We start from the raw sequence: 3,377 nt of genomic DNA on the forward strand, positions 1-3,377 counted from the left end.
CCATACGATCGTCGTCTGACATCAGGGCTTTTGCCCGCTTTATGAATTCAGGCAGTTCGACAACGGTCTGCAGCTTTGACATTCACAATGGAATATATGCCAATAGCATATACGTCAACGGCGTATAATTCAAAGAGGCGAGCGGTATGGCGTGTATCCAGACAAAGAGCACCCCAGAAACTGCACGAAATCTCCAAAACCGGCAGTTTTCCGCCATAAAACCTATGTCCGTTTTTTTACTTTAACGGACATAGCGGTGAAGCACCAAAAACAACCAGCAAAGCTCTCTACGAGGCGTGTTCCACAGACCTTCGTCTATGAACAAAGGCGCCTCCGGGAAAGACAGTCTGATCGTGTTTGGTCTTTATGTGAGAGAAGATCAGATTCACGTCGGCTTATACGGTTGCGACTGCCTTGGGGGGGGAAAGCGGAATGTCCGCAATGGAATTGAACGAGGTGAACAGCGGACATAATGGCAGCCCTAGAGGAAAGACCAGCCCCTTCCCTGGTCGTATGTCATCACTTTTCCAGCGGATGTCATCGGAAAATGCGATGTGAATACTGCTGCGGTGTGTTCGGCAGCATAATTCAAAGCCCATTTGCGCGATATGATGGCTATCTGAGGATCTGCATCAAAAACGGCACTCCACTCCGGAATACATACCTGAATGGGGTGATGCATGACATCACCCGTGAAGAGCGCACGCTCCATACCTGATTTCAGCACGAGAGACGCGTGATGGGGCGTATGCCCAGGTGTGGGGTGAAAGGAGATTCCTTCAAGAACTTCGGATCCGTCTACGTCAATCTGATCCGCAAGATCCGCCGAGATAATCGGATCAACGCTATCAATGCGTGTCATGAAACTGGTTTTATTGCGGACGCTATCATGAGCCGGATTACTGAAAAAATCATATTCGTCTCTAGAAAAGACATATCGGGCATTCGGGAAGGTCGGAACCCAGATCCCATTTTGCAGGCGTGTATTCCACCCGACATGATCGACATGCAGATGGGTAAGAAGAACAAAATCGATGTCTTCTGGACTGACACCAGCGCGCATCAGATTTTCAAGCCACACAGTCTGCAAGTGATCGAAATACAGAGCAGCAGGTCGAGCCTTGCTATTCCCGGCCCCCGTATCCACAAGAATGTTCCGACCGCGATCCTTGAGGAGCCAGCTATGAACGCTCAAAAGGACTTTCGTTTCTGAAGCATCCAGCGTTTCAGGTAGATCAGAATAGGCCCGAAGTGCCGTGGCATCATCCCAGTCAGGAAGCAACTGTTCTGGAGTGAGTGCTGCCAGCGTAAGATCCTGTATTTTTAGTATGCGGGCATCCCCTACAGCATACCACTGAAGATCGTTCATAATCCCAAGGCTCTCTTTTCGTTTTTATTTCTCAAAAAACACAGCGCTGTCGTCATGAAGGGAAAAGAGACTTCAATTCTTGCGGGAGTTTGCCTGTTGCATGATTTGACAGGCACCCGAATAGTGGGTCCCATTCTTCAATCCGCAGATCACAAATCAAACCTTCGGATGCAAAGGGATCACCGGCAATCATCGCGTCGATCTCTTGCCGATTGGCGCCTTTCATAATCAGAAAGCCGGAGCGCAATGGGGTCCCTTTCAACGGACCGGACGCCAGCAGGCTGCCTTCCTGAATAAGGCGCCTGAGATACAACACGTGTGCTGCGACATGCTGACCCCATCCCTCGCCATCAGGGTGATCCATGCGAACAAGATAAACAGGCATTTCGAAAGTCTCCACCAGAACTGGACTTGCCAATCACTCGAAGCCTTCAGCATATTCTTCTTTTGCGCTGGATAAATTGTCGATACGAGACATCAGTCACAACTGAGGAGGATGAATGCTTGACCGGTTAACCAGCATGAAGATTTTTATCAAGGTCGTAGAATTGGGGTCCTTTGCAGCGGTCTCCCAGCATCTGACTTTGTCGCCGCAGATGGTCGCAAAGCATATAGAGGCTCTGGAGCGCCACCTTGGTGCACGTCTGTTACATCGGACTACCCGCAGACAAAGTCTGACCGAAACAGGCCGGCTCTATTGCGAGCAGTGTCGGCTTGTACTGCAGGCTGCTGAACGAGCTGACAGTCTGGCAGCCAATACGCTTGGTACACCGCGCGGCACATTATCTGTCAGCGTCCCCGTCACCTTCGGGCGAACGGTATTTCTATCATTTATTCACAGTTTTCAAAAAAGATATCCAGAAATTCAAGTGCATTTGTCCCTGACAGACCAACTGGTTCACCCCACAATGGATGGACATGAGGCTGTGATCCGAATTGGTGAACTGGAGACGGATCTTACAGCGGTCAGTCGTCCTTTGACGGCCTATCGTCGGGTCATCTGCGCGGCTCAAAACTATCTAGAAAAACACGGTTTTCCAGCGCAGCCCGATGATTTGATGCGCCACGAGTGTCTCGTGTATGAAAATTCCGGCGGACCTGTAACGACCTGGCACTTTTCTCAAGGGAGCGTTACCCGGCCTGTCACCGTCTGCGGGAGGATAATCAGTAATGATTCAAGTGTTCTGCATTCTGCAGCACTTGCTGGTGATGGCATTCTGCTGGGATATGAGCAGGCCCTGCTTCCTGATATTAAAAGCAAACGGCTTGTCCGGCTTATGCCGAGGTGGACAGTTCCGGACAGGCCCATGCACCTGCTTTATAACGCAGGTCCAGTTATGACGCCAAAGTTGCGGGTCTTTGTGACCGAGCTTCAAGAGGCTTTCCAGCCTTAAGCCTCTTTTCGACGGTAGGATGTCTGTCTCTTAAGCTCGGTTAGCAATCAGTTTCTGTTCACCATCCCTGTTCAGTCGGAAGCACAAACAGTTCTGCAACATCCATGCGTGCAGGTGATTTCAGAGCAAAAAGGGGGACACGTCAGCGCCCTTAACACCAACCCCGTGGTTGTGCGACGTCTTATGGGCGGTCTGCGTGAGCATGGATATGTGCACTCCGAGAAAGGACATGGCGGGGGGTGGACGCTTTCATGCCAGTTGGATCGGGTAACGCTGCGCGATATTTACGAGGCTCTTGATGCCCCAAGATTATTCGCCATAGGGAACCGGAGTGAAAAGATTGAATGCCTTGTTGAGGAAGCCGTTAACGATGCAATGAGTGGCGTCCTTGCGGATGTTACGGCCCAACTTCTCGCGCGTTTTGGCCAGATTACACTTGCAGCGCTTCATGCGGACTTCCATCAGAGGCTAGAGCGGTTCCACTGAACTCTGAATCGAGAGGTGACACTGAAGAGGTCTTGTGATTCACCGTTTTCCTTGATGGAGACGGTGATGGCACGAGCATTGAGTGATGATCTTCGGGAGCGTGTTCTGGAAGCTGGAGTTGCGGGAGC

Annotated in this window: 4 protein-coding genes; 2 read left to right on the forward strand and 2 right to left on the reverse strand. The window is 50.8% G+C overall.

Annotation, left to right across the window (positions count from 1 at the left end; genetic code table 11):
• Positions 1–481: 481 nt before the first annotated feature.
• Positions 482–1,369: an MBL fold metallo-hydrolase gene (locus JK176_RS14810; RefSeq protein ID WP_211588395.1), complete on the reverse strand. Its 888-nt coding sequence runs from the start codon at positions 1,367–1,369 to the stop codon at positions 482–484.
• A gap of 52 nt (positions 1,370–1,421) precedes the next feature.
• Positions 1,422–1,754 (reverse strand): YciI family protein, encoded by a 333-nt coding sequence (locus JK176_RS14815; protein ID WP_003626994.1) that lies wholly within the window; start codon positions 1,752–1,754, stop codon positions 1,422–1,424.
• 115 nt (positions 1,755–1,869) lie between these two features.
• On the opposite strand from JK176_RS14815, the gene JK176_RS14820 reads away from it, so the two are divergent.
• Entirely contained in the window at positions 1,870–2,763 is an 894-nt protein-coding gene (locus JK176_RS14820; RefSeq protein ID WP_211588396.1) for a LysR family transcriptional regulator, read from the forward strand.
• A 183-nt stretch (positions 2,764–2,946) separates the two neighbouring features.
• Complete coding sequence (locus tag JK176_RS14825) at positions 2,947–3,249, forward strand: Rrf2 family transcriptional regulator (RefSeq protein WP_249194544.1); 303 nt, start codon at positions 2,947–2,949, stop codon at positions 3,247–3,249.
• Positions 3,250–3,377 lie beyond the last annotated feature (128 nt).

It is taken from the genome of Gluconobacter sp. Dm-73 (assembly GCF_018256215.1).
GTDB classification, from domain to species: Bacteria; Pseudomonadota; Alphaproteobacteria; order Acetobacterales; family Acetobacteraceae; genus Gluconobacter; species Gluconobacter cadivus.